Raw genomic sequence first — 24,688 nt, forward strand, 5'->3', positions numbered from 1 at the left:
TTTTTATGTATTTCACTTTAAAAACATGACATTACCTTTTGGCGGCGTAGTACCGATATTTATAGTGGGTTTCAAAGCTATTTAAGCTTTTAAGGAAGAAGGTATGACACAACTAGTTATGTTATTACTGATTATACATTTTGCAATCGCGTATCAGTGTTACCGCTACGCGAATATTAAAGGCTACCCAGTTAAGGTTTTTACTGTATTAGGCTGTGTGCCTTACTTTAACTTGGTGGTATGGATTTATTTATTATTTTTACCTGAACTTGAGCCTTTTGAAAGCCATCTTCAAAATCAAAAGCAGCCTTTGTAGGCTGCTTTAGTTCACTTATTATTCTGCTTTAGAAAAATCTAAACTACATTGACGCTTTAAAAACACCTCAAGCTGTTGACTAAATAGCCTAAAGTCTCGAATTCGGCCCGTAGTTTTACGCCACAAGATACCAATATCTCTATATGCATCACTTTGTGATGGTGTAGCCACCATATTTTTATTATCTAAAATACCCGCATTAATCGCCATCTGTGGTAAAAAAGTCACCCCGAGCTGATGCTCAACCATGCTTAATAGAGTATGTAAGCTTGCAGCTTCAAATGGGTTAATACAACTGGCACGGTTTAAGTGACATGCACTAAGCGCATGGCCCGTCATGCAGTGCTCGCGCTCTAATAAGAATACGCTAGCCTCTGGTAATAGATTAAAGTCGACTACGCCCTTTGCAGCGCTGTAATCCTTATGGTGCACTAAACTAAACTGATCTTTTGCCAATACTTGTGTATGAAATTTATCTGTTTCGTACGGCAGTGCAAGTAGCGCTAAATCAATATGCCCATGTTCAAGTTTATCCAGTAGCTTGTCACTCGTATCTTCAATTAATACCAGCTCTAAATCACAAAAGGTTTCTTTACAAAAATGATAAAGCGGAGCCGCTATAAAGCTTGCAATTGTAGGTATAACACCCACAGTCAGCTTACCACTTAGTGGTGTTAAAAAGCTTTTTGTAAGCTCTTTTAAACTAATTGTATCGTTAATTATTTTACGAGAACGCTCAACAACTTCTTCACCAATACTGGTAAACATCAGGCTGCGATTTTCACGCTCAATTAGCTGACAGCCTAGTGTTTCTTCAAGATTTTGAATAGCGCTACTTAAAGTAGATTGTCCTATAAAGCAGGCACTAGCGGCTCTGCCAAAGTGCTGATGTTGATGAACAGCTAATAAATACTGTAGTTGTTTAATACTTGGAAGGTTAGTCATTTTTTCTTTCCACAAATAAAAAGACCCCAACACCTAGGGCATTGAGATCTTTTCAAGCTAAAAGTCTTTGAGTACTTTTTTATTAAACCCCAAATGCGGTTCTTAGTACGTAGAAAATAACAATAGCAAGGGCAGCGCCAACTGGCAATGTAATTACCCAAGAAACTACAATGTTTCTGATAACACCCATGTTAAGCGCGCCAATTCCACGTGCCATACCTACACCTAATACCGCACCCACTAAGGTTTGAGTAGTAGAGATTGGCATACCAGTACCTGAGGCAATAACAACGGTAGAAGCAGCAGCTAGTTCAGCAGCAAAACCACGGCTAGGTGTTAAATGTGTAATACCTTCACCAATTGTTTTGATTACTTTTTTGCCTAAAATAGCAAGACCAGCAACAATACCAAAACCACCTAGAGGTAGAATCCACCAAGCAATAGCTGCTTTTTTAGCAATTTCACCATTGTTTTCAACAATGTTTACAACAGCTGCTAGTGGACCAATTGCATTAGCAACATCATTAGAACCATGTGCAAATGCCATACAACATGCTGTAAGTACCATAAGAACAGCAAATACTTTTTCAACATTGTTGAACTGCATTTGTTTATCTGCTTTTGGATCAATATTTAAGCGAGATATGGCAATTTTACCAATCACAGCAACAACTATTGCAACACCGACTGACAGTGCATAGCCTTCAGCTGAGCCTAGGTCTATACCAACGTGCTTTAAGCCCTTTTTAATTGTAACCAATGCCATGATAAAACCTGCTAAGCCCATATAAAGAGGGACATAACGTTTAGCATTTTTTAGTGGTGCATCTGTATTAAAAATAAGTTTTTGTGCACTCATGAATATTAAGTATGCAATAAAGCCTGATATGGCAGGTGTTATAATCCAACTACCTACGATACCACCTACTTTATCCCATTGAATCGCCTCAGTACCTACTGCAACTAACGCAAAACCAATGATTGCACCAATGATTGAGTGAGTTGTAGATACAGGCCAACCTAAGAACGAGGCCATTAATAACCAAGCACCGGCTGCAAATAAAGACGAAATCATACCCAGAACCATTAATTCCGGAATATCTGCAAATGGTGCTGCATCAATAATTCCTTTACGAATTGTTGATGTAACCTCACCACCTGCTAAATAGGCGCCTGCAAATTCAAAAATCATCGCTATAAAAATAGCTTGTTTGATTGTTAGCGCTTTTGAACCTACAGATGTACCCATGGCGTTCGCTACGTCGTTCGCGCCAATACCATAAGCCATAAAAAAGCCGACTGCTGCGGCAATTAAAATTAATACCGTGCCGTAAGATGCAATGATATCCATTGTAAAACCTTAATCTTTCGTGTTTGAACTGATTTTAAATTAACGAGCTAACATCAGCTCAAGACGTGATCCTACGCGCTCTGCAATATCTGCAAGCTCGCCAACCCATTCAATGATTTTGTACAAAAACATCACATCAATTGGGTTTAACTCACCTTCTACATCACGTAGCTGGCGGCGTACTTTTATCTGCATTTCGTCCGTGTCTTGTTCTATGGCATCCAATTCAACTAACATTTTTTCTACTAAGGTGACTTCTCGACCTTTAAAACCCGTTTCTAGCAATTCTTCTAATTCGTTAATTGCTTTAGATGCTTGTTTAGTCGCATCTACACAACGGGTTAAGTAAGCTAAGAAATCAGCTTGCATAACTTTTGGGATGGTCATTTCACGACCAATCACTCGTCCTGCAATATCTTTTGCTTTATTGGCAATTTTATCTTGTTGAGTTACTAATTCGAGAAGATCTGTACGCTCTACCGGCATGAATAAACCACGTGGCAATTGTAAGCGTATATCTCTTTTCATATCATCAGCTTCACGTTCTAAATTGCGAATAGTGATGCGAAGCTCTTCAGCTTGTACCCACTCTTCTTTAAATACGTGATTAAAAAAAGGTATCAAGGCTTTACTTGCTTGATGAACCTTCTTGATGTGTTCTTCCATTGGTTTGATAGGAGATTTTGCAAATACTCCTAAAAACGCGTTTGTAGGCATAACTGACCCTTTAATCAAATTGATATGCTTTGCAGCATGAATTTTACAGTATTAACCAAGATTGTGAACGCTTTTTATTACTTCACTAAGGCTTACAATGCACAAAGCGGCACTAAGCCGCTTTAATAAAAAAGAAAAATAGGTAAAAAATTATAGCGATTTTTCTATATCTTCTTGAGATGTATGACGAATATCTTTGCCATTTACAAAATAAATAATGTATTCCGCAATATTTTGACAGCGATCACCTATGCGCTCTAATGAACGAACAGACCAAACTAAGTCCATAATTTTAGGGATTGAGCGTGGATCTTCCATCATATAAGTCATTATTTGACGTGTGATAGCTTCATATTCACGGTCAACTTTTGCATCTTCTTTATGTACTTGAAATGCGCGCTGCACATCCATACGTGCAAATGCGTCTAGTACATCATGTAACATCTTTAGAACTTGGCGGCCCATATTCTCAATATTTACTAACAAGTCTTGTTGATCTTTAGTAAATGAGTCTAGTGCAACTTTAGCAATTCGCTCAGCTTCATCGCCAATACGTTCTAAATCTGCAATAGTTTTTGCAATTGCAATCACTAAACGTAAGTCACTTGCTGCAGGCTGACGACGAGCAATGATACGCGTACATTCTTCATCAATGCTGACTTCCATTGCATTTACTTTGTAATCGTTCTGACGTACCTTTTGAGCAAGCTCAGCATCGTTACGACTCACCGCATCAAGCGCGCTATTTAATTGCTGCTCAACTAAGCCACCCATACTCAATACATGGTTACGTACATTTTCTAGTTCTTGGTTAAAGCGCCCAGAAATATGCTTATTAATATTATGTTCCATAGTTACCTTCTCTCTTAATCTTGTACAACACGCTATAACGGGCTAATTAACCGTAACGACCGGTAATGTAATCTTCAGTCTTTTTCTTCGTTGGTGTAGTAAATAAGGTATTTGTGTCTGAGTATTCAATCAATTCGCCCATATACATAAAGGCTGTTTGATCAGATACACGCGCTGCTTGTTGCATGTTGTGTGTAACAATAACAACGGTAAATTTGTTTTTTAAATCGTTTATTAGCTCTTCGATTACCAAAGTAGAAATAGGGTCGAGTGCTGATGTTGGTTCATCAAGTAAAAGTACCTCAGGCTCAATTGCAATTGAGCGAGCTATAACTAAACGTTGTTGCTGACCACCCGATAAGCCAAACGCGCTATCGTGCAATCTATCTTTTACTTCATCCCACAAAGCAGCACCACGAAGTGATTGCTCTACTACTTCATCTAATTTACGTTTCTCTTTAATGCCTTGTAAGCGCAGGCCATAAACTACATTTTCATAAATTGATTTAGGAAATGGATTAGGGCGCTGAAACACCATGCCTACATTACGACGAAGTGCTGCTACATCTACGCTCTTATCGTAAATATTTTGACCATGGAGTAATATTTCACCTTCAATACGGCAAATATCAACCAAATCATTCATGCGATTAATACAACGCAGTAATGTTGATTTACCACACCCAGACGGCCCGATAAACGCAGTTACTTGGCCTTTAGGAATGTTCATATTAACTTTATTAAGCGCCTGCTTATCACCGTAGTAAAGATCGAGGTCTTTAATCTCTAGCGCTTTTTGATCATCCGTTAAATTTTCTAGGTCTAACTTTTGACCAATATTAGCTTGGTTTACTTGTGGAGCGACTGTAATCATTTTTGTTACCTATAAAATCTTTACTAATTAGTGTTCAAGCGATCTGAATTTTTCACGTAAATGGTTACGTATACCAATGGCCGTTATGTTTAGGGTAATAATCACCGACACCAATAAAAAGGCAGTGGCGTATACCAGCGGACGTGCCGCTTCAACATTAGGGCTTTGGAAGCCAACATCGTATATATGAAAGCCTAAGTGCATGAACTTTCTATCTAAGTGAAAATACGGGAAGTTACCATCAAGTGGTAATGTAGGGGCCATTTTTACAACGCCTACTAACATTAATGGTGCAACTTCACCTGCAGCACGCGCAACTGCCAGTATTAAACCAGTCATAATTGCAGGGCTTGCCATTGGAATAATTATGCGCCATAACGTTTCAACCTTTGTTGCGCCAAGCGCTAGTGAACCGTCACGTACGGTACTTGGAATACGAGATAAGCCTTCCTCAGTCGATACAATAACAACTGGCAAAGTTAATATAGCAAGCGTTAACGCCGACCACATTACACCTGGCGTACCAAATACTGGCGTTGGTGCCGCTTCAGGGTAAAATAATTGGTCTAAGCTACCACCTAACATGTATACAAAAAAGCCGAGGCCAAACACACCGTACACAATTGAAGGCACACCGGCCAAGTTAATCACCGCAATACGAATCATCTTAGTGACTGCATTTTTAGCGGCATACTCGTGTAAGTAAATTGCAGCAACAACACCAAACGGCGTCACTATTACAGCCATCAGCATAACCATAAACACAGTACCAAATATAGCAGGGAAAACACCGCCCTCTGTATTTGCTTCACGTGGGTCATCAGATACAAACTTACCTAGCTGCACAAAGTAGTGCCCTAGCTTTGCAAAAAAGCCCATATCATTTGGAAACCAAACATCAAGTACTTGATACATTGGAATCGTAACTACTTCACCGCGCATATCTTTTACAGTTACGTGGTCACGTTTAGCTTGTTTACGTAGTGCAAATAAATCTTTTTCAAGTACACCATACTGCGCACGTAATTCAGCACGCTCTTGAGCAAGCTCAGCAACACGTTCATCAGTGAGTGCGTTATCTAGTAAGTAGCCCTTTTCTTTTAAACGAAGACGCTCAAGCTCATAGTTAATATGCCCAATGTCACCATTTTGTAAATCAAGTGCTTCGTCGTTTAAATCCACGGCACGCTCTACAAGTTCATGTAGAGCTTCAATTTTATCGCCTTCGACTGGTTTACCATCTTTAATTACACTTTCAACATAACCATAAAAATTACCGTTTTTACTACGCTCAAATACAGCAAGCGTTGCAGGCGTTGTTTTATTTTTAATGTCGGTTTCTAATATCCAACGAAAGTCTAAATCTACATACTCACGATTACCTGTTTTAATAAGTAAGCGCTCTATTTCTTCTTTTTCAAATCCGCTAACGTCAATACCTGTCGCGGCTAAACGCGTTTTTGGTACTAATTCACGGTCATAAACTTCGCCAATAACGGTTTGTTTTGAAATTGACCCTTCAAGTTCAAACTGCACAACTTCTGAAGGCCAGAAAAAACTTAATCCTTTCCAGGCTATCATTGCTAATAAGCCTAGAACTGAAATTAAACTGATGCTCACTGCACCACCGGTCATCCAAATCCAAGGAGAACCAGACTTAAACCACTGCTTTACCATGTCATGTCTCTCCGCTTACATTGAGCTATATTTTTCACGCAGTTGCTGGCGAACAAACTCAGCGACTGTGTTAAAAATGAATGTGAATATGAATAGTACAAAGGCCGCTAAGAACAATATTCTGTAATGCGAACTACCTACTTCTGACTCAGGCATTTCAACTGCAATATTTGCTGCAAGCGTACGCATACCTTGGAAGATGCTCCAATCCATAATAGGTGTATTACCCGTTGCCATAAGTACAATCATGGTTTCGCCAACGGCGCGGCCAAGTCCCATCATTACCGCAGAGAAAATACCAGGGCTTGCTGTTAGTAATACAACACGTATTAGTGTTTGCCACTGCGTTGCACCTAATGCTAATGAGCCATTTGATAAATGCTTTGGAACACTAAATACGGCGTCTTCTGCAATTGAGAATATAGTTGGAATAACTGCAAACCCCATCGCAATACCTACAACCAGCGAGTTACGTTGATCGAATGTCATACCTAGCTCATTTGTTAAGTACTGACGTACATTGCCGTCAAACATCCAAAGCTCAACAAATTCACTCATCGCAAACGAAAACCAGCCAATAAGTAAAACGACCGGAATAAGGATAATTGAATGAGATCCTTCAGGAATTCGATGACGGATTTTGGTTGGTAATTTAGTCCAAGCTAAACCTGTCGCTAACATACCTAAAGGTAATAATATGAGTAACCCAACAATTGCAGGTAAGTGCTCTTCTATCAAAGGAGCTAACCAAAGACCGGCTAAAAAACCTAAAATAACGGTTGGTAATGCTTCCATTATTTCAACAGTAGGCTTAACTACCTTACGTAATTTACTCGACATAAAGTATGCCGTGTAAATTGCCGCCGAAAGCGCAATAGGCACTGCAAATAACATCGCATAAAGGGCTGCTTTTAATGTACCAAACGAAATTGGCACTAATGAAAACTTAGATTCAAAGTCATCACTGGCTGATGTTGACTGCCATATATAACCTGGCTCTGGGTAACCTTCGTACCACACTTCTTGCCAAAGCGCTGACCAAGTGACTTCTGGATGCTCGTTATGTATTTCTAATACTGTTAGTTTGTTATCCGCCAAAATTAATGCAGCATTTGAACGCGGTGAAATTGCAAAGTTTTGTATTGCGCCTTCACTTACTTTACCTTGCCATAATTTTGCTTCGCTTGTTGTGTAGTACACCCCAAGCTCACCGTTACTGCTGGTCGTAAAAAAAGTACGACGGTAGAACTCTGTAAATACATTTAATTTACTTTGCTTAGTCGTTTCAAATGAACGTATTTTTTCATATTCGCGGCCAGTGTCAGTGTTAACTTCAAACCACTGCGAAACTTCGCCGTTATCATTGGCAAGCATTAATGAGTTTGCACCTGCTAGTAATTGTGCAGATACAATATTGGCATTTTCTTCGTTAGCTGAAAGTAGCTGAATTTGCTCTACATCACTTGGGTCACGTGTATCGTATACGTAAACTTGATTAGCAGAACGTACAAAAGTACGGGTTGTATCTGGCGACATTAATAGCTCATCTACACGCCCTTCAACATCTAGCTCTGTGCGCTCAACAACCCACTCAACTTCGCCAGTAAACATATTCTCTTCAGCAACAAAACTGCTAAACAGCACCCGTTTGTCTTCTGTAAGTGCGACAACAGCTGTTCTGTCTTCATAGTGGCTAAATGCAAAGCGTTTAATAGCTGAGCCTTGTTCATCTACTTCCAAAGCCATTTCCCCAAGAGGAAAGTCTAAACGAGGCGTTAATTTACGCTCATTATTAGGAAAGGTGACCAAAAATTTAGGTGCTACGACCATTACAGTGCCATCTTTTAAACCAAACGCATAATACCCTTGAAAAGGCGCGCTAGTTGCAAAGCTTGTTGCATCACTTGGTAGCTCGGCGTTTAATGTTTTAAGCTTTTTACCAAAGCTGCCATCTTGCACACTGTAAAAATCAACCTGACCTTGCTGACTGAGTAAATAAGCAACTTCAGTTTGCTCTTCTACACCTAGGCCTGCTATTTGCTGCGAATTAGCGACCTGAAAGCTATCGCGTTTTTCTACTTTTGCTGATTCAAAAATTGGCTGTACTACATAAAGAAGGTAAAAGAATATTAATAGCAGTGCTACCAATACCATTATCCCACCTGCGGTTATACCAAATTTGGCAAACCGATCTTTAAATAGACGGCTTCGATCCGTATTAAAAGTCGGTTTATTCGGATTTGAAGTCATCAAAACACCCTTAAATCTTAACGTTCTATAAATTATATTTCATCAAGATGACAGTAATGTTACAGCAGTAATAATAAGCACGTTAAAACGGTTTTAAATAAAACTAGCGAAGAAAATCGCTAAATAAGTCTCATATAGATGATTTTTAAGTGAACTAAATTATAAAATAATTGGACAAAGCATTTATCGAGGTCAATACTAAAAGAGTACTTACTAAATAAGAATGACTATTAATACCGCGTATAGTCAACACAACCACATTCAATTTTATTATTTTAAAATCAACGGTTTATAAAAGTGCAACAACACACAATTTAGATTAGACAATACACTTAATGCCTATGCATTTACTTTCTTTGGGCTTAAAAAGAGAATTATTTATGAAGCAGTTGGTTATAACTATTTTAGGGCAAGATCGCCCTGGTTTAGTAGAGAGTATCTCATCCGTCGTGTTACAAAATCATGGCAACTGGCTAAGCAGTAACTTAAGCCATTTATTAGGTCATTTTGCAGGTATTATTCAACTTGAAGTTGCTGAGGAACACTTTCAATCATTACAAAGCGCTTTAAATAAGTTACCTAAGTTAGACGTTCGAATTGAAACCGGAAACACAGAAATTGAACCATCAACATTAGAACAAATCAATCTGGTTATAACAGGTAACGATCGCCCAGGTATTGTTCAAGAGTTGGCGAGTGTAATACGCCACAAAGGCGCTAACATTACTCATTTAAATTCAAGGCAGCAAAGTGCGCCTAATTGGGGGGTGCCTATTTTTAGCGCTGTTGCTACCGTTACTTTACCCAATGGTATGAATAAAGATGAAGTCATTGAAGCATTGGAATCAATAACAAGTGATTTAATTGTAGATACAGAAGAAGTTTGATCTCCCTAGGTGCGTGCCACACTGTTGACACGCATATTATTTTAGCCAGTTTATCAAAGCCCTCTGCGGGTTATTTAACGCAGACATAAAATAAGCCGATGCAAGCATCGGCTATTTTGAATAGTTATCTTATAAAGCTACATATCCATATGACGATTCGTACTTTGCATCATTTGCTTTATACCTTGCTTTTCCAGCTCTAGTATTTGTTGCAGCTTTTCTTGGCCACTTTGAGTTTCAGCGCGCTCAAGTAAGTATTCATATAATTCAATTACCTTTTGATGCTGCTCTGATAAATAAGCTTGAATAACTTTCTCATCAAATTGCTGGTCTTTACTAATGTCTTCGAAAGTAATTAGCTCAGGATTTTTAGCAAAGTATTCATAACAGTACGTATCGAGCGTATTTATTTCGGTTATCGCTTTAAACCCGACTAAATCTTCAGCGAGTTTTTTTTCGTAATTTAGGTAGTAGTCCACCAGCATTGCATTATGTTCATCGAGTAAATCCTTTACGCTATGAAAATTAGCCGCCATTTGCGTATGAAACAAAACGGTCCAATCGTATACCTCTTTAATTGTTTTAACTTGCATGTGCATTCCTTACTTAGTTGACTGTATAGGTACTACACTGCGTAAAGCGTGCCAATTAAAAAACCATTTAAAAACAGAAGGTTAATTTTAAAATGGATATTAGTTAGCAATTTAATAGAATAACTTACAAATTATAGGTAATTTTTATAGAGCAATGCGTGGGTAGTAACCGCACTGCTCTATCGTCTTGTTGCTTTATATTATTTAAGTCCTTGTTTGCGCCACAGTAGGTAAACCGCAGGAATAACAAGTAAGGTGAGTACAATTGCACTGCCCATACCGCCAACCATAGGCGCAGCTATTCGACTCATTACTTCGCTTCCGGTGCCTGTGCCATACAGCACAGGTAGCAAGCCAATAATAATTGTCGCGACAGTCATCATAACCGGGCGTACTCGAAGCCCTGCACCTTCAATAATAGCTTGCTGTAATTGCACTAAACTAAGTGGCTTATCTGCCTGCTCTGCTTCGATGCATTTTTCTTGATAGGCTTGGTTTAAATACACCAACATAATGACCCCAATTTCTACCGCTACCCCAGCTAAGGCAATAAAGCCCACACCTACTGCAACTGAAAAGTTAAAGCCCTCTAAATACATTAGCCATACGCCACCAATCATTGCCAGTGGCAACGTGGCCATAATAATAGTGACCTCAGCAAAGCTTCTAAAATTAAGGTAAAGCAATACAATAATAATCGCTAATGTAAGTGGTAATACATAAGTCAGTTTGTCTTTAGCGCGCTGCATGTATTCATACTGCCCAGCCCACGTAATTGAGTAGCCAGCAGGTAGTATTAGGTCTTTATCGAGCACTTGCTGAGCGTGCTCAACGTAAGTACCAATATCAACGCCATCTATATCAATAAAACTCCAACCGTTTAAACGTGCATTTTCGCTTTTTATACCAGGCGGTCCATCTTCAATAAATACATCGGCTACATCACCAAGTGCTATACGCTGCCCTGTAGGCGTTACAATGGGTAACAACATTAGCTCTTCTGGCGAGTCTCTGTATGCTTGCGGGTAACGCAAATTAACTGGGTAGCGCTCTTGCCCTTCTACGGTTTGAGTTACGTTTGTACCACCAATTGCAGTAGATACAACTTGCTGTATGTCGCTAATATTTAAGCTATAGCGCGCGGCTTTTTCACGATTTATATCTACTTTTATATAACGTCCACCGGCTACTCGCTCTGAGTAAACCGATGCAGTGCCTTGCACATCTTTTAATAACACTTCTATTTGTTGACCAATTTTTTGAATTTCACTCAACTTTGGTCCCGCAACTTTAATACCCACAGGGGTTTTAATACCGGTCGCGAGCATATCAATACGTGTTTTAATTGGCATTACCCACGCGTTCGTCAACCCCGGAAACTTAACCAAACCGTCGAGTTCTTTTTTAAGTTTTTCAAGAGTCATACCCTCGCGCCATTCGTTTTTTGGTTTTAACTGAATAAACGTCTCTATCATTGTAAGCGGCGCAGGATCTGTTGCTGTTTCTGCTCGCCCAACTTTACCAAATACTGTTTTAACCTCGGGCACTGTGGCAATTAACTTGTCGGTTTGCTGTAGTATTTCGCGCGCTTTACCTACCGATAAACTAGGATACGTTGTGGGCATATACATTAAATCGCCCTCATCAAGTGGCGGAATAAATTCACTGCCTATTTTGTTTACCGGGTAAAAGCCAAAAACAGAAACAACCACCGCGAGTACCAATGTCATTTTTGGAAATTTAAGCACCCAGTTAAGTAGTGGGCGATACGCTGCGACGAGTAATCGGTTAACTGGATTTTTTTGCTCCGAAATAACTTTACCTCTAATAAAGTAACCCATTAATACCGGCACCAAGGTAATCGCAAGCCCAGCAGACGCTGCCATAGCATAGGTTTTAGTGTAAGCCAGTGGCGCAAACATACGTCCTTCTTGCGCTTCTAAAATAAATACCGGCATAAAGCTGACGGTAATAATTAATAAACTAAAAAATAATGCAGGACCCACTTCACTCGCCGATTTAGCCACAACTTCCCAGCGGTTTTCGTTGGTAAGGGGCGTTTTTTCCATATGTTTGTGCATATTTTCAATCATGACGATAGCGCCGTCGGTCATTGCACCTATCGCTATTGCAATTCCTCCTAAAGACATAATGTTGGCGTTAATCCCCTGCCAATACATAATTATAAATGCCGTTAAAATGCCAAGCGGTAACGTAATAATCGCCACCAATGATGAGCGCACATGAAACAAAAACACCACACACACTAAAGCAACTACAATCAGCTCTTCAATTAGCTTACTTGTTAGATTATCTACCGCGTTATTTATTAAGTTGGAGCGATCGTACACAGGGATTATTTCAACGCCCTTTGGTAATCCCTTTTTAAGTGATTCTAATTTTGCTTTTACCAGCTCAATAGTTTTTTGTGCATTTTCGCCATAGCGCATAATAACGATGCCGCCGGTCACTTCGCCTTCGCCATTAAGCTCTGCAATACCACGGCGCATTTGCGGCCCGACTCTAATATCGGCTACATCACGCAATTGCAGCGCAGTAGCATTAGCGTTTACGCCAAGCGGAATAGCTTCTAGGTCGGCAACACTTTTAATGTAGCCGGTGCTTGTTACCATGTATTCAGCTTCAGCCATTTCAACTACCGAGGCACCCATCTCTTGGTTGCCTTGTTGAATCGCCGTTTGAATGAGGCTAAGCGGAATACCATAAGCACGTAATTTATCAGGCTCTACATTGACTTGGTATTGCTTAACCATGCCACCAACAGCAGCCACTTCAGATACACCGGGCACAGTTTGTAGCTCAAACTTTAAAAACCAATCTTGTAAGCTTCGTAGCTGACTAATATCGTGTTTATTTGTTTTATCAATTAGTGCGTATAAGTAAATCCAACCTACGCCTGTTGCATCAGGGCCAAGCTCTGGCGTAGCGCTATCGGGCAATCGGTTTGCTGCTTGGCTTAGGTATTCTTGTACTCGGCTACGCGCCCAATACAAATCAGTTTTTTCGTCAAAAATAACGTAAACGTACGAGTCACCAAAAAACGAAAAACCCCTTACAGTTTGTGCACCCGGCACAGAAAGCATTGCAGTGGTGAGCGGAAATGTAACTTGGTCTTGCACTACTTGCGGCGCTTGCCCCGGGTAAGTAGTTTTTATAATGACCTGAACATCAGATAAGTCAGGTAAGGCATCCACGGGCGTATTTTTTAGTGCAAACAATCCTCCACCCAGTAAAATTAATGTAAGCAACAACACAAAAAAGCGATTGCCAACAGACCAACGAATAATGGCAGTTATCATAATGGCTCCTAGTGAGAACTGTGTTGCATAGGTTGCATAGGTTGCATAGGTTGCATAGGTTGCATAGTAGAATGATCAATCGGCTCTGCGTTTTGCGCGTTAGTAATTACAAATTCATCATTAATAATGCTAAAAGTAAAATTAATATACTGGGCATTTTCAAACTTGGTAATATCAATATCTGGCGCTAATACAAAGTCCATTGTGGCGGGTTCTCGATTCCATTTTTCAATGGCCTCTCGACTAATATTAATAATGCGATTTTGTGTATCTATGGCATTAATAGTGCCGTTAACCGTGGCGCTTTGTGGCTGTATATCCATGTTCATATTTGAGTCTGAACCAGAATCCGAACTCATACCTGAGCTAATGCTAGAACTAGGCATTTCCATTCGTTTAAAGTCGGAGCTCTTACTTGACTCAGAATCTATTAAAAATTGCGCTGAGGTCACTACCGTGTCACCTGTCATTACACCTGACAAAATGACCGCTTCATTACTATTAATTTGCCCAACTTCGACTTCTACCGATTTAAAACGACCCTCACCTAATGCAATAACCACACGGTTTTGATGCTGCGTGCGAATTACCGCTTCTTTAGGGACTGTAAATTGCGCTTTACTCGCCATAGCGTGAATGCTCACTTGTGCAAACATATTTGGTTTTAACCGATGATCTGCATTTTCAAACCTGAGTCTTACACGCAGCGTTCGGTTTTTAGCATCAAGCGCGGGGTAAATGTAATCAACCTTACCTTCCCACTTTTGACCTTTTAAGTAATCAAGCGTCATTGTAACGGGCAAGCCCACGCTCACTTGTTCTGATTGGCGTTCAAACACTTCTGCCTCTACCCAAATTTCATCAAGCTGAGCAATACTCATCATTGATGTGCCTGGTTTAACGTAAAAGCCTTCTCGTACTGTTAGCTCATCTACCACACCACTTTGCTTTGCGTAAAAAGTAATATTTTGCATTATCTTTTTATTTTTTTGTAAGCGCTCGATAAATCCATCAGACACATTTAACGACTCTAAACGTGCCTTTGCTGCGCGAATTAACACGGTATTATCACGATTAACCGCCAGTAAAAATTCTTCCTGTGCATTCACCAATTGTGGGGAATACAAAGTATATAAAGGCTCACCGGCTTTAACTTGTGCACCTTGCGCTTTAACATATAAACTTTCAATCCAGCCCTCTACACGCGGATGAATGTGAATAAGTTGGTCTTGGTTATATTGCACATAACCCACAGTATTTATATCGCTGTGAAGTGTTTTAAGCTCTACTTTGGCAGTTCTTACACCCAAGTTATTGATGACTGCAGGCGAAATAGTTACTGCACCTGGTCCATCCTGAGCGTTGCTATCGTTTTCATATACAGGGACTAAATCCATTCCCATTGGCGACAGTCCTGGCGCGTCACGCCTGTAATTACTATCCATAGGGGCTACCCAATATAAGGGCTGTTTTTCAGCACTTTGCTGTTCATTCATTGCCGAGCTGCTAGGTAAAAACTGCATCACTAAGGCGCCAATTAACGCAAATGCGCCCGCACCGACTAAGGCAGCAACAAGTAACTTTAAATTAGTATTCATTATGTAATTCTCCAGTTTTATCGCTCATTACTTGGGGGTCTAAGCTACTTGCATAATAATTAAGGCGAGCGGTAATAATATGCTGATCTACTTGAATATTAAGCGCGTCTATTTTGGCGTTAAGTTCACCAATGCGCGCGCGCATCACGTCAGAAAAATCCCCATCGTCGCGCGTATAAGCATTAAGTGTTGCTTGAGATTGCTCTGACATTTGCGGTAATAACGTATTTTGATAAAGCGCATCGCGTTTTTGCAAACGAGCGAGTTGGCTAAACTCCTTAAAGTACATGCCTTTGAGTTTTTGAAGCGCCACCAGCTTTTGTGTTTTAGTAGCTTCTGCACTAGCAATAGCCGATTTAACCTGTTGATCTTGTCTGTTATCAGTAAACAATGGCAAATCAATGCTAAATCCTACTGAAAGTAAATCAGCTCGCGACTCCCCCATAGGCGTTTCATCTCGGTAACCATAACCCACATTAACGCCCATTTGAGGTTTGTAACTTTGCTTGGCGAGTGCAACTTCGGTTTGCTTTGCGGTGACGGTTTTTTCTATCGCAATAATTGCGGGATGCGCCATAAGCAACTGTATTAATTTATCAAATTCAAGGTTTGCAAAATCAACCAGCCCTGTGGTTTTAGTAAATTCGGCATTTAAAGGCTGCATAAGCATATTCATAGGTAACCACTGTGCTAAACGGTTTTTAGCACTTTCAAATTGCTGCTCAAGCATAACCAACTTATCTTCAAGGCGAGTGAGTTCTAATTGCGCACGAATAATATCTTGCTGGCGTGTTTTACCTAAGGTACTTGCGTAGCTTGCTTCGGTAACTTCAATAAGCTGAGTAAATAGCCCTTTATCTTGCTCAATTAAAGCAATACTTCGCTGAGCACGATACGCGTTTAACCACGACTCAATCACAATTGCTTTTACTTGTGCTAAGCGATCGGCGCGCTGCCAAGAATATTGTTGAGCAGACTGAGCTAATGCCTTTTGTTTAAGTGCTAAACTATTCCCTCGGCTAAACTTTTGGCTCAAATCGACTTTAAGCTGCGTCATCCCTTCTTGATCAAATGCATAACCGTTAGTAGGCAAGTTAAGTAAGCCAACCGTTAAAACAGGATCGGGTAAGGTGCCTGCGGCAATACTTTGCGCTATTGTGGCATCTTCTTGGTAGCCACTCGCTTTTAGCCATGGCTCATGCGTTAGTGCATAATTAAGCGCTTGCGTTAAGCTAAGCGTTTGCTCATTGCGGGCTTGCTTTAGCGTATCGATATTTAGGTTATTTGAATTGTTTTGCGCATTAACAACTGTGCTAAATAACACAACACTACATAATACGGCTTTAATACTTACAGCGTGGTTCATCACCTGCTCCATCTAAAAATAAAAGAAATTCTTAAATTAGGAAGCAAAAAAGGTGTTTAGGAGTTTTACAAAAACCTTTTATATCAATTTCATTGAATTAATGATCTATTATTGCGGTAGGAAAATTGCTCTATAACAAGGAAAAAATTACGCAGTATAGTTGCTTTATATAAGTAATTTTTAACGCAGTTAGAGAGGTATTTAGTTCCTAGAATGAGCATGTTTTCAATAAAATTGATATTACACCTATCCTGCTATTAAGCAGACATAGGAGGGCGGTAAAGTGAACGAGGTATATTAATTTGTGTAGTAAATACACTTATATTTACTTTTTCAGATTCAAGTAAAGTAACGCTAAATAAAGTATCAACATTAAGCATTGAATTAGCAGCGCAGCCACTGATAGGGCATTTGCAATCATTTTGTGGCGTACTTTCGTCGTCGCAACAATCCATCTGCATCATATTTTCAGACATGCTAGCAACAGCTGTTGCATCACTACTGTGTGTCATTGGCATTTGGGCATGCGTTGCTGTTTTCATTGGCAAATGTGGCATTTCGCATACCATAGCTACAGACGCAACTGCCTGACCCACAAAAGTGAGCAGTAAAGTTATCATGAGTAAACTAGAGTAAAAACGTTGCAACATTATGCCTTTTAATAAATTTTAAAATGATTGTAAGATAACCTAACGGCAACCACAAATACTTTAATTATGTAGACTGCGGTTTATCAGGTGTTTTAATTAAGTTACTCGCTATAATTGCAAATATACAATATGCGCTAAAATACCAAAAGCCCTCACCAAATTGTGTATTCATAACAAGTAGCTCACCACTTTTACCATGAGCGTTACCTGCTAGGTAAGTCACTATTAATGCAATAACAAATACATCAACCATGCTCCACTTACTTAATGCACAAATAACCAGACCGAGCTTTTGCTTCAACCCATTCAAAGGTAGGCAACAATAAAGCAATTGTAATAGCAGCTTCAAGCTTGGAATAACAATAGAAAACAACCCCACTAAAGCAGCTACAAATAAATTATTATTACTAGCAAGCTCTTGAACTGTGCCTAAAATACTTTGTGTTTTGTTATAGGCGCTGATCTCGCCCTCTAACTTATCAAGCCCTAGCATATTCGAGAACATCATTAGCATGCTACGAGTCCGACCATCGCCCTCTTCAGCAAGCATTTCAATGCCCGCTTGCGCTAATTTTGATTTATCTATGTTGCCCTCTATTGTTAATACTGGTTTTGTAATACCAGGAAACAATAAACAAAGAGCAACCACTACACTTATAACCGACAACCAATTACGCATATTTATTCTGTTATTGCCTCAATAATGTCATCACTGTATAAAACAGCATCCAATAAAAAATTAAATATATCGCCAATGTGCAGCTCTGAGTTTATGTTGGCCAAATGGACCATAGCTTCATCTATATTATCTAATTCAAACTCTTTTATAAGCGATAAACAGTTCCCTAAAATGCCGCTCTCTAATAGTAACGCATCAGATATTGCAGCATCTAAAGTAAACTCTTTAACTATGTCTTTTAATTCAGCATCTAAAATAGCATCAAGCACCGAGAACAAACCCACCAGATACCCTTGCTCGGTCAACTCTTTATTATTTTGCTCCAATATTAGCGACATAAATTGAGCCCGCGTTAAAGCAAGCTTAGTTAATTCGGTTGGTTTTTCGACCCCCAACTCACTAATTGCTAATACGCGAACAAATTGTCTTATTGTGTCCTCACCTAAATAAATAACCGCTTGTGAAATAGACGTAATGACTAAATTTGCTTTGCCTGAACGCGCGTTAGCTAGCTTTAAAACCCTCGCTGTTATGGCGACATCTCTGGCCACTCGTTGATGAACTTCTTTAAAGCAAAGTGTTTCTTTTGCTGTAAAACGCAATAGATCAAAAACGGTTAGCTTAGAAGGCTCTACACCTTTATACGTAATCATTTCTGGGCGAGAAAAAAAGAACCCTTGAAATAAATCGCAGCCAGCCAATTTTAATACATTAAATTGTTCATGCGTCTCTATTCGTTCAACAATTATTTTTGCATGTGGATTTGCGCGTTTTATTTTTTTAATGCGCATATTGGTTTTAATAACCGGATCATCTATCTCAATTTTTATGTAATCAACATGTGCTAACAGTGGCTCCCATTTTGGATCGCCATCGTAATCATCTAACGCAAAAACATACCCTTCTTTTTTAAGTTCTTGCACACGCTCAGCCACCGCAGGAATATTACCCGTGCGCTCCACTATTTCAATAACACTATTTTCTGGCAATAAAAGTTTGGGGAAGTTATCGAGAATAGTTTCTGATGACAAGTTTATAAAAGCTAAATGATGTGCGGTAAGTCTATCTAAACCAACCAACATTAAAGCATTAAAAAATAGGCGGCTTGTCGCATGGACATCTGAAGTGCCTACAGGAAACGCATTATTGGCTGAGTCTCTATAAAGCAATTCGTACGAGAAAACATTCTGGTCTATATCAAAAATAGGTTGCCGCGCAACAAACTGAGTTATTTTTTGTACTTCATCAGGTATGTTATGTAATTTCACTTGGCTCTAAACCTATAAATAAAAGATGGCAAAACAGCCAATAATATGTGTACTTTAATGCAACACGCATAAGATAAATATAGTCGTCATTGCAAAAACGTTAAAATTACACAACACTAATATAAAATATTAATATAAAAGGTAGAGATTTGACTAACTTTATTCGGTTATTAGTACTGAGCCCTCTGCTATTTGTATTTTTTAGCTATGCCAGCATTAATCCTACTCCCCTCAAATATAATGTCAGCGCGTCAGGGAGTCATTATCCATATTATACAAATGATCCAGAAAAGCCTGGCATATTACCCGAAATTATTGAAAAAGTACTCGATGATGCCAATATTGCAGCTTCTCATATCGACCTACCTACAAAGCGTATTACCAAATATTTACAAGATGAAATAATCGATTTTGATGTTATTTCATTAGAATGGCTCTCAAAGAGTGAGAGAAATGACCCTCGTTATGTTTTTTCAGAGCCGCTTATTTATGCCACAGAAATGATTGTTACCTTGCCTAAAAATGCCCAGCATTGGCAAAGCGCTGATAGCTTGAAGGGTAAAAATATAGGAACGGTACTAGGTTACTATTACTTTAATGACAACACCTTTGAGCGTGTTGACTTTCCATCCGAAAAAGAACTTATGACAGCCCTATCAAGAAACCGTGTAGAAGCTGCACTAGTAGGTAAGTTAACTGCGCTCTATTGGGCAAAGCAGTTAGGGATAAACATTGCCTTTGGCGCACAGCATTCCCATGGTTTTTTAAGAATTCGCTTATTGAGCAAACACAAAGAATTATTGCCCCAGATAAACCTAGCAATTAAAAACCTTCACGCTCAAGGATATATAAAAACTATTGAAGATAAGTATATGAGTAATATACCCACACAAAATTAAGGGACTAATGGCGCAGAGCTCGTGTTTTGGAGTACAATAGCAGCAAATGTTAACTCGACCAGAATCAGAAAGAGCCCCATGAGTATTGAAAAAGCCTTAATCGAACGTAGTAATAATCAATGTGAATTGTGTGCAGCCACCGAGAACTTATCTGTTTATGAAGTACCACCGGTAACTGAAACCCACTCAGATAAATGTATTTACACGTGTCAAACATGTAAAGATCAAATCGAGAATAACAGCGAAATAACGCCTACGCATTGGCACTGTTTAAACGATAGCATGTGGAGCCAAACTCCTGCAGTACAAGTTGTAGCTTACAGAATGCTTTCGCGTTTAGCGCCTGATAATGGCTGGGCACAAGATGCGCTAGACATGATTTACCTTGAAGAAGATACGCTAACGTGGGCTAAAAAAGCACTTGCTGAAGATGACGATTTAAAGCATGTAGATAGCAACGGTGTAGTACTTCAAGCAGGCGATACTGTTACCCTAATTAAAGACTTAGACGTTAAAGGTAGTAGCCTTACAGCTAAACGCGGAACAGCTGTTCGTAATATTGGCCTAACCAGCAACCCTGAACATATTGAAGGGCGAGTTGACGGCCAGCGCATAGTTATTTTAACTAAGTTTGTTAAAAAATAATCGTTTGTTTTTAATTATTAAAGGCGCTAATGCGCCTTTTTTTATGTTTAAAATAAGTTAAGGAATGATTAAGTCACTAGGTAATACACTAGGGGGATAATATTGAGTAAGGATAACAAACATGGAAAAGCATCAAGCAGTACATTCACGTAAAAAAGCACTTACAGGACTTAGTTTATTAGCACTGAGCGCTTTTGCTATAACCGGTTGTGATCAACAAACAAAGCCGACTGAAAATACAGAGCAAGCAAAATCAATATCGACTCTAACTACCCAAGTTAGCTACAAAGATCGCAGTATGCTTCGCCCCGGTTCACAGTTAATAGTTACGCTTTCGGATGTATCTAAAATGGATGTAAAAGCAGATATAATAACCCAAGAAGTGATTGATATTACCCAAGCCCCACCATTTACTGTAGAGCTAACTTATGATGCCAGTAAAGTTAACGATAAACACCGCTATAGCCTAAGCGCCAGAATCATAAATAAAGACAAAGTACTTTACACAAGTACCACAAATAACGACCCATTTAGAGAATCACAGCTAACTGGCCCTTATAAAATTGAGCTTTCAAAAGTATCCGTTGAAAAGCCAGACGTAACGCTTACAAACACGTACTGGAAAGCAATAACAATCAATGCTCAAACAGTAAATGTTAGAACTAAAGAGCCGTTTATTCAGTTCGATAAAGACTACCGTGTTAATGGCTTTTTAGGCTGTAATAATTTTAGCGGAAGTTATAGCACCGAGCAGCACACAATTACACTTAGTCAGTTAGCGAGTACAAAAAAGATGTGTTCGGAGAATATGGACCAAGAGGCAGCTATGTCTAACGTACTTAACAATACTTCAAAGTGGGAAATTACAGGCGAGTCACTAAAACTTAAAAACAACAGCGGTAATACGCTTGCTACTTTTAACGCAGTTTATTTTAATTAATATTTAGCTCCCTAATATATGTGTTACCTAACACATTCGTATTGATTTTAAATAAAATGCCCAGCAAAACTGGGCATTTTATCATTCATTGTAAGCACTATTTAAAGCTACTCATCAACGAGTTGTTCACTTCTGTAAAAACCACTTGGCTCACTCAACAAATCAACAAGTTCAGGCATTATTGCATCCATTGTTTGCTTTAGCTTCCATGGAGGGTTAATCACAATCATGCCAGATGCTGTCATGCCGTGTACGTCAGTGTCCGCTTCAGTGCCTAATTCAAATAGCTGAATGTTGCGCATTCCTGAATCAATTAAGCCCTGCTCCATATTATCAATGCGTTCTCTGTCTACTACCGGATACCAAATCATATAAGTACCTGTAGCAAAACGCAGATGAGCTTTAACTAAGGTTTTTACAACCGTTTCGTAGTCATCTTTAATTTCGTACGGTGGGTCAATTAATACACACGCCCTGCGAGATGCTGGTGGTAATAATCCTACTAAGCCGGTAAAGCCATCTTCTCCGCGCACACGAATGGAGCGCTTACCTTGCATATTTTCTTCGAGTAATAATAAATCGCGCGGGTGCAGTTCAAAAAACCAACCCTTATCTTGGCGGCGCAAGTAATGCTCTGCAATTTTTGGTGAACCCGGATAAAATGCAAGTTCGTCAGTGTCGTTAAATGACTTAATTAATTCAATGTACTCATTAAGCTCTGCATGTTCACTTTTATGTTGCCAAAGTTTTTCAATACCATCTTGATACTCTTGCGTTTTTTGCGCATCAGCGGCCGCCAGTTCAAAAAAGCCAGCTCCCGAATGCGTATCTATATAATCAAGCGGTTTATCTTTAATTGTTTGGTAATTTAGTACTTGTGCCAGTACTAAATGTTTAAGTACATCGGCAGGATTACCCGCATGAAATGAGTGTCTGTAACTAAGCATTATTTATTTTCGCCATACGCAATTTAATATCGTAAGTGAACCATAAGCACTAGGCTTTGGCAACTCACACCAAGATAAGAGAGTGTTAAAGTGAACCATTTCTGAATGAAAAAGCTCATATGCTGAATTATCCCTTAACGCAGAAGAAAAATCAGCTAAAACCACCGTAAATGCTGGCAAATCAACACACTTTGCTTTACATTTGCATGACATTAATTACAGTTATATGAGCGCCTTTATGAACAACACTACTCTTCAACAACTCGAACAACTGATCGATTCTTTAATCGAACGTAATAATCAATTACAAACAGATGTTGCTACTTTAAAAGAACAGAACACTAAACTAAGCGATGAAAACGAATTACTACAGCTTGAAGCTTTAGAAAATGAAGAAAAGCAAAAAGATGCCAGCACTACTTTATCTGGTCTTCTTGATAAATTACAAAGCGCACAACAGGCTAGCTAATGTCTGAGCTGCAAAACCAGCGGGTCACTGTTGAGTTGCTAGGTAAAGAGCAGCAATTTGCTTGCCCCGAAGGGCAGGAAGATGCATTAATAGCAGCAGCTAAAAATCTAAATGACTTAGTTGAGCAAATGAAACAACGCTCAACCGTTAGAAACGATCAAAAAGCCCTACTAATGGCAGCATTAAACTTAAGCCACGAATTGCTAGAAGCAAAAACACAGGCTACAGTTGAACAACAGCATCAAGACCAATTGATTGATAAACTCAGTCAGCATTTGGCAAATGACCCCAAACACCAAAAATAAAAAGCGCATACTGCGCTTTTTGTTTATTATTAAAGTAATTAAACCTCAGCGTAGAGATAATAAATGAAGTTAAAACTTTCAAACATAACCTCTTCATGTAAGCACTTACTATTGTCATGCACTTTACTATCAATAGCACCTAGCACCTACGCTGCCGTTATTTGGAATACAATAAACCCTCATATTCAGTTTTTAAAGCAACAAGACAAGCTTCGCTTTTACGACTCTAACCAAGTATTAATTGAAGGCGAAAAATGTGCCCTACTGGTTGATACGAGTGCCAATTTTGCTGCAGTTGAACAACTTGCTGAAGATTTAAAAAAACGCCTTAAAACACCTTTATGCTATTTGGTTGCCACGCATTACCATGACGATCACTTGCTCGGTATGGCGGTTATGCAAAATTATTATCCTGATGCCAAGCTCGTTGTTCATCAGCAAGTAAATAAAAATTTTAGCCTTTACCAAACAGCATATACCGACAAACTAGACACCTATGAAAAGAGCATTGAGCTGAGCTACCAACGATTAGCGAATGTACCCAAAGAAGAGCAACCTAAATGGCGTGATAAGTTAAAGCTTGCAAAAAAGCGACTTTTTCGCTGGCAGGAGTATCAGCTTAGCAAACCCGAAATAGTCATTAATAGTCGTAAAATTATCGACCTTGGTGGTTTTGAGGTAACGCTTGAGCCGCAGCAAGCCCATACTAACGGTGATTTAACTATTACTACTAATAATGGCAGTGTGCTGATTGGTGGCGATATCGTTGACTGGCTTCCTTACCCTGGACACGGTGAACTTAAAAGTTGGCAAACGTTGCTTAAGCAATATATTAACGACGAAAAGCTCACTATTATTATACCTGGCCACGGCGGCACATTAACAAAAGAGCAGCTGAAACAGCCACTATCATTTTTAACAGCCATAACAGAGCACGTTAAAAACAATAAAGATCAAAGTATTGAGCAGTTAATGCTATCGTTTCCTGAATCAGTTATTGAGCCTTATAAACAAGAAGCGCTTAATATAAAATCGAGCAACTTCTTTTTACAAGCTGGCCTAAATCGCACAAAAAGCGCAGAATAACTCAACACAACGGATTGTGTTAAAATAATAAAAGGAATTTACAAAAGTGATCAC

At 39.2% G+C, this 24,688-nt stretch carries 23 protein-coding genes; 8 read left to right on the plus strand and 15 right to left on the minus strand.

The features are described from left to right. Positions 1–103 precede the first annotated feature (103 nt). A complete protein-coding gene (locus tag GQR47_RS13460; protein WP_002957835.1) occupies positions 104–316 on the plus strand; it encodes a hypothetical protein in 213 nt (70 codons plus the stop codon). A gap of 18 nt (positions 317–334) precedes the next feature. Here the strand turns inward: GQR47_RS13460 and GQR47_RS13465 are convergent, their stop codons facing one another. From GQR47_RS13465 to GQR47_RS13495, 7 genes are all read right to left on the minus strand, one after another. Then, a complete protein-coding gene (locus GQR47_RS13465; RefSeq protein WP_002957836.1) occupies positions 335–1,261 on the minus strand; it encodes a hydrogen peroxide-inducible genes activator in 927 nt (308 codons plus the stop codon). Positions 1,262–1,343: 82 nt separating this feature from the next. After that, positions 1,344–2,612 (minus strand): inorganic phosphate transporter, encoded by a 1,269-nt coding sequence (locus tag GQR47_RS13470; protein WP_024597536.1) that lies wholly within the window; start codon positions 2,610–2,612, stop codon positions 1,344–1,346. Positions 2,613–2,651: 39 nt separating this feature from the next. Further along, on the minus strand, positions 2,652–3,329 hold the full coding sequence (locus tag GQR47_RS13475) for a TIGR00153 family protein (protein WP_002957838.1): 678 nt from the start codon (positions 3,327–3,329) through the stop codon (positions 2,652–2,654). Between the two features lie 150 nt (positions 3,330–3,479). After that, entirely contained in the window at positions 3,480–4,181 is a 702-nt protein-coding gene (gene phoU / locus GQR47_RS13480; protein WP_007586465.1) for a phosphate signaling complex protein PhoU, read from the minus strand. Positions 4,182–4,227: 46 nt separating this feature from the next. Next, a complete protein-coding gene (pstB, locus tag GQR47_RS13485) occupies positions 4,228–5,055 on the minus strand; it encodes a phosphate ABC transporter ATP-binding protein PstB (protein WP_002957840.1) in 828 nt (275 codons plus the stop codon). 27 nt (positions 5,056–5,082) lie between these two features. Then, positions 5,083–6,732: a phosphate ABC transporter permease PstA gene (gene pstA, locus GQR47_RS13490; protein ID WP_002957841.1), complete on the minus strand. Its 1,650-nt coding sequence runs from the start codon at positions 6,730–6,732 to the stop codon at positions 5,083–5,085. Between the two features lie 15 nt (positions 6,733–6,747). Then, a complete protein-coding gene (locus GQR47_RS13495; protein WP_024597535.1) occupies positions 6,748–8,982 on the minus strand; it encodes an ABC transporter permease subunit in 2,235 nt (744 codons plus the stop codon). A 380-nt stretch (positions 8,983–9,362) separates the two neighbouring features. Between GQR47_RS13495 and GQR47_RS13500 the strand changes: the two genes are divergently transcribed. Next, complete coding sequence (locus GQR47_RS13500; protein ID WP_002957843.1) at positions 9,363–9,869, plus strand: ACT domain-containing protein; 507 nt, start codon at positions 9,363–9,365, stop codon at positions 9,867–9,869. Between the two features lie 137 nt (positions 9,870–10,006). Here GQR47_RS13500 and GQR47_RS13505 read toward each other — a convergent pair whose 3' ends face one another. From GQR47_RS13505 to GQR47_RS13535, 7 genes are all read right to left on the minus strand, one after another. Then, the gene (locus GQR47_RS13505; RefSeq protein WP_002957844.1) at positions 10,007–10,462 is read right to left on the minus strand and encodes a hypothetical protein; all 456 of its coding nucleotides are present in this window, start codon (positions 10,460–10,462) and stop codon (positions 10,007–10,009) included. Between the two features lie 200 nt (positions 10,463–10,662). Next, positions 10,663–13,782 carry an efflux RND transporter permease subunit gene (locus GQR47_RS13510; protein ID WP_154903601.1) on the minus strand — a complete coding sequence of 1,040 codons (3,120 nt, stop codon included), beginning with the start codon at positions 13,780–13,782 and terminating at the stop codon, positions 10,663–10,665. Positions 13,783–13,790: 8 nt separating this feature from the next. Then, positions 13,791–15,380 (minus strand): efflux RND transporter periplasmic adaptor subunit, encoded by a 1,590-nt coding sequence (locus GQR47_RS13515; protein WP_024597387.1) that lies wholly within the window; start codon positions 15,378–15,380, stop codon positions 13,791–13,793. Beyond that, positions 15,370–16,746 (minus strand): TolC family protein, encoded by a 1,377-nt coding sequence (locus tag GQR47_RS13520; protein WP_024597388.1) that lies wholly within the window; start codon positions 16,744–16,746, stop codon positions 15,370–15,372. Before GQR47_RS13520 ends, GQR47_RS13515 begins: the two co-directional genes overlap by 11 nt. Before the next feature lie 257 nt (positions 16,747–17,003). Next, complete coding sequence (locus GQR47_RS13525) at positions 17,004–17,366, minus strand: hypothetical protein (protein ID WP_240915895.1); 363 nt, start codon at positions 17,364–17,366, stop codon at positions 17,004–17,006. 94 nt (positions 17,367–17,460) lie between these two features. Continuing rightward, complete coding sequence (locus GQR47_RS13530) at positions 17,461–18,075, minus strand: paraquat-inducible protein A (RefSeq protein ID WP_024595825.1); 615 nt, start codon at positions 18,073–18,075, stop codon at positions 17,461–17,463. Positions 18,076–18,077: 2 nt separating this feature from the next. Beyond that, positions 18,078–19,343, minus strand: coding sequence for an EAL domain-containing protein (locus tag GQR47_RS13535; protein ID WP_024595824.1), 1,266 nt, complete (start codon positions 19,341–19,343; stop codon positions 18,078–18,080). Between the two features lie 149 nt (positions 19,344–19,492). Here GQR47_RS13535 and GQR47_RS13540 point away from each other — a divergent pair, with 149 nt between their 5' ends. From GQR47_RS13540 to GQR47_RS13550, 3 genes are all read left to right on the plus strand, one after another. Next, the gene (locus GQR47_RS13540) at positions 19,493–20,242 is read left to right on the plus strand and encodes a transporter substrate-binding domain-containing protein (RefSeq protein ID WP_024595823.1); all 750 of its coding nucleotides are present in this window, start codon (positions 19,493–19,495) and stop codon (positions 20,240–20,242) included. 78 nt (positions 20,243–20,320) lie between these two features. Next, positions 20,321–20,887 (plus strand): PhnA domain-containing protein, encoded by a 567-nt coding sequence (locus tag GQR47_RS13545; protein ID WP_007586451.1) that lies wholly within the window; start codon positions 20,321–20,323, stop codon positions 20,885–20,887. Positions 20,888–21,008: 121 nt separating this feature from the next. Beyond that, positions 21,009–21,827 (plus strand): META domain-containing protein, encoded by an 819-nt coding sequence (locus GQR47_RS13550; RefSeq protein ID WP_024595822.1) that lies wholly within the window; start codon positions 21,009–21,011, stop codon positions 21,825–21,827. 107 nt (positions 21,828–21,934) lie between these two features. Here the strand turns inward: GQR47_RS13550 and rlmJ are convergent, their stop codons facing one another. Further along, positions 21,935–22,774, minus strand: a complete 840-nt coding sequence (gene rlmJ / locus GQR47_RS13555; RefSeq protein WP_024595821.1) for a 23S rRNA (adenine(2030)-N(6))-methyltransferase RlmJ — start codon at positions 22,772–22,774, stop codon at positions 21,935–21,937. Positions 22,775–23,012: 238 nt separating this feature from the next. On the opposite strand from rlmJ, the gene zapB reads away from it, so the two are divergent. The 3 genes from zapB (at position 23,013) to GQR47_RS13570 (ending at position 24,634) form a co-directional block, all read left to right on the plus strand. Further along, positions 23,013–23,243 (plus strand): cell division protein ZapB, encoded by a 231-nt coding sequence (gene zapB / locus GQR47_RS13560; protein WP_002957855.1) that lies wholly within the window; start codon positions 23,013–23,015, stop codon positions 23,241–23,243. Next, positions 23,243–23,548, plus strand: a complete 306-nt coding sequence (locus GQR47_RS13565) for a cell division protein ZapA (RefSeq protein ID WP_002957856.1) — start codon at positions 23,243–23,245, stop codon at positions 23,546–23,548. Before zapB ends, GQR47_RS13565 begins: the two co-directional genes overlap by 1 nt. 63 nt (positions 23,549–23,611) lie before the next feature. Next, positions 23,612–24,634 (plus strand): MBL fold metallo-hydrolase, encoded by a 1,023-nt coding sequence (locus tag GQR47_RS13570; protein ID WP_024595819.1) that lies wholly within the window; start codon positions 23,612–23,614, stop codon positions 24,632–24,634. Positions 24,635–24,688: the final 54 nt, after the last annotated feature.

It is taken from the genome of Pseudoalteromonas sp. Z1A2 (genome assembly GCF_011378755.1).
Classification (GTDB): Bacteria; Pseudomonadota; Gammaproteobacteria; order Enterobacterales; family Alteromonadaceae; genus Pseudoalteromonas; species Pseudoalteromonas distincta.

Excerpts from the sequence above, each read along its gene's own strand:
- GQR47_RS13460 (WP_002957835.1), top strand. The coding sequence starts at position 104 with ATGACACAACTAGTTATGTTATTACTGATTATACATTTTGCAATCGCG.
- GQR47_RS13465 (WP_002957836.1), bottom strand. The coding sequence starts at position 1,261 with ATGACTAACCTTCCAAGTATTAAACAACTACAGTATTTATTAGCTGTT.
- GQR47_RS13470 (WP_024597536.1), bottom strand. The coding sequence starts at position 2,612 with ATGGATATCATTGCATCTTACGGCACGGTATTAATTTTAATTGCCGCA.
- GQR47_RS13475 (WP_002957838.1), bottom strand. The coding sequence starts at position 3,329 with ATGCCTACAAACGCGTTTTTAGGAGTATTTGCAAAATCTCCTATCAAA.
- phoU (WP_007586465.1), bottom strand. The coding sequence starts at position 4,181 with ATGGAACATAATATTAATAAGCATATTTCTGGGCGCTTTAACCAAGAA.
- pstB (WP_002957840.1), bottom strand. The coding sequence starts at position 5,055 with ATGATTACAGTCGCTCCACAAGTAAACCAAGCTAATATTGGTCAAAAG.
- pstA (WP_002957841.1), bottom strand. The coding sequence starts at position 6,732 with ATGGTAAAGCAGTGGTTTAAGTCTGGTTCTCCTTGGATTTGGATGACC.
- GQR47_RS13495 (WP_024597535.1), bottom strand. The coding sequence starts at position 8,982 with ATGACTTCAAATCCGAATAAACCGACTTTTAATACGGATCGAAGCCGT.
- GQR47_RS13500 (WP_002957843.1), top strand. The coding sequence starts at position 9,363 with ATGAAGCAGTTGGTTATAACTATTTTAGGGCAAGATCGCCCTGGTTTA.
- GQR47_RS13505 (WP_002957844.1), bottom strand. The coding sequence starts at position 10,462 with ATGCAAGTTAAAACAATTAAAGAGGTATACGATTGGACCGTTTTGTTT.
- GQR47_RS13510 (WP_154903601.1), bottom strand. The coding sequence starts at position 13,782 with ATGATAACTGCCATTATTCGTTGGTCTGTTGGCAATCGCTTTTTTGTG.
- GQR47_RS13515 (WP_024597387.1), bottom strand. The coding sequence starts at position 15,380 with ATGAATACTAATTTAAAGTTACTTGTTGCTGCCTTAGTCGGTGCGGGC.
- GQR47_RS13520 (WP_024597388.1), bottom strand. The coding sequence starts at position 16,746 with ATGAACCACGCTGTAAGTATTAAAGCCGTATTATGTAGTGTTGTGTTA.
- GQR47_RS13525 (WP_240915895.1), bottom strand. The coding sequence starts at position 17,366 with ATGATAACTTTACTGCTCACTTTTGTGGGTCAGGCAGTTGCGTCTGTA.
- GQR47_RS13530 (WP_024595825.1), bottom strand. The coding sequence starts at position 18,075 with ATGCGTAATTGGTTGTCGGTTATAAGTGTAGTGGTTGCTCTTTGTTTA.
- GQR47_RS13545 (WP_007586451.1), top strand. The coding sequence starts at position 20,321 with ATGAGTATTGAAAAAGCCTTAATCGAACGTAGTAATAATCAATGTGAA.
- GQR47_RS13550 (WP_024595822.1), top strand. The coding sequence starts at position 21,009 with ATGGAAAAGCATCAAGCAGTACATTCACGTAAAAAAGCACTTACAGGA.
- rlmJ (WP_024595821.1), bottom strand. The coding sequence starts at position 22,774 with ATGCTTAGTTACAGACACTCATTTCATGCGGGTAATCCTGCCGATGTA.
- zapB (WP_002957855.1), top strand. The coding sequence starts at position 23,013 with ATGAACAACACTACTCTTCAACAACTCGAACAACTGATCGATTCTTTA.
- GQR47_RS13565 (WP_002957856.1), top strand. The coding sequence starts at position 23,243 with ATGTCTGAGCTGCAAAACCAGCGGGTCACTGTTGAGTTGCTAGGTAAA.
- GQR47_RS13570 (WP_024595819.1), top strand. The coding sequence starts at position 23,612 with ATGAAGTTAAAACTTTCAAACATAACCTCTTCATGTAAGCACTTACTA.